2 protein-coding genes are annotated in these 1,634 nt (G+C 72.6%); one reads left to right on the forward strand and one right to left on the reverse strand.

Annotated elements, in window-relative coordinates:
- A partial coding sequence (locus NON22_RS24025) for a hypothetical protein (RefSeq protein ID WP_257389509.1) occupies positions 1-405 on the forward strand: 405 nt, incomplete at its 5' end.
- Between the two features lie 229 nt (positions 406-634).
- Here NON22_RS24025 and NON22_RS24030 read toward each other — a convergent pair.
- Positions 635-1,634 (reverse strand): sigma-54-dependent Fis family transcriptional regulator (locus NON22_RS24030; protein ID WP_257389510.1); only part of this gene is annotated, 1,000 nt, incomplete at its 5' end.

The following is a 1,634-nucleotide window of genomic DNA, read 5'->3' on the forward strand; positions in this document are numbered from 1 at the left end:
GATCGCGTCGACGCGTCGGCCTCGGCGCCGCGCGGCGCCGCCCCGGGGACGACGGCGCTGCCGCCGGTCGCTGCCGACGCTTCGCAAAGCCTCGTCGACGCGCTGCGCGACGGCGACGCGCGCAGCCCGCCGGTCGCCGCGCCGGACGTATCGCCGGAACGCGCGAACGCGGCGGAGCTCGCCGATCCGGCGGCCTATCGCCGTTACGAGCGGCGCCAGCAGGCGAAGCTGTATCGCGCGTTCGAGCAGGAAGCGACGATCGCGCTCGCCGACTTGCAGCGCGATCTCGCGCGCGGTCGTGCCGCGGCAATGCCGGCCGAACAGATCGCCGAGGGCGAGGACAAGCAGCGCAAGCTCGCCGAGACCCTGGAGCGGCTGCGGCGCGGGGAGCTCGGCGCGAAATGAGCTTTGCATCGTGTTCGCGTCGTCACGCTCTTTTGGGGAAAGGGAGTTATGGAGTTCCTCCCATCGGTTGAACATCCATGGGAATATTCAACGACTGCGCCGTCGCTGGATCGTTCGTGGCAAAGCCAGATGCGGCCGCGACGGAAATCGGTCGGCATGCCCGCCGGGAGTCCTTCGATTCTCGACCCCTTCCAGAGAGCGCGAGCGTCCAGCCGGGCTGAACCGTCGCTCAGCCTCGCGCCGGCGCGCCGAGCCGACGGTACAGGGTGCTGCGGCTGATGCCGAGCTGTTTCGCGGCGCGCGAGACGTTGCCGTCGCAGCGGTCGAGCGCGGCGCGCATCGCCGACTCGGTGATCGCGTCGAGCGCGTCGTCGGCAGCAGCACCGTTCGCCGGGGCCGGCGGTCGAGATGACGTCGTTCCTCGCGCGGAGTGCAGATAGGCCGGCAGCGCCGCCGCGTCGACGGTCTCGCCGTCGTCGCTGAGCGCGACGAGCAGGCGCAGGCACGCGGCGAGCTGGCGCCGGTTGCCGGGCCAGTCGTAGCCGGACAACGCGGCGAGCGCGGCCGCCGACAGCCGGCGCGTGCCGGCCAGGCGCATCCAGAGCGCTTCGATCAGGCCGGCGCGGTCGGCCTGTTCGCGCAGCGGCGCGAGCCGCGCGAAATAGTGGTTGATGCGGTAGTAGAGATCGGCGCGGAAGCGGCCTTCGGCCACGTCCGTCTCGAGCTCGCGGTGCGTCGCGCAGACCAGCGCGAAATCGAGCTTGACCGGCTTGCCGCCGCCGAGCGGCGACAGTTCGCGTTCCTGCAGCACGCGCAGCAGGCGCGGCTGCAGCGACAGCGGCATGTCGCCGATCTCGTCGAGGAACAGCACGCCGCCGTCGGCCTGGCGCAGCAGGCCCGCATTGCCGTGGCGCCGCGCACCGGTGAACGCGCCGTCCTCGTAGCCGAACAGCTCGGCTTCGATGAGGCCTTCGGGCAATGCGGCACAGTTGACCGCGACGAACGGCCGCGCGGCGCGTGCGCTGCGCCGATGCAGCTCGCGCGCGAACACTTCCTTGCCGCTGCCGGTCTCGCCGAGCACGAGCACCGGCAGGCCGGCGTCGAGCACGCGGCACGCACGCGCGAGTTCGTATTCCTGCGCCGCGTCGAACAGCACGACGTCGGTGCCGCGCGGCAGCGCGGCCGGCGGCCGCGACACGGTGCGTGCCGGCCGCGCCGCACCGGCGGCG

It is taken from the genome of Tahibacter caeni, assembly GCF_024609805.1.
GTDB classification, from domain to species: Bacteria; Pseudomonadota; Gammaproteobacteria; order Xanthomonadales; family Rhodanobacteraceae; genus Tahibacter; species Tahibacter caeni.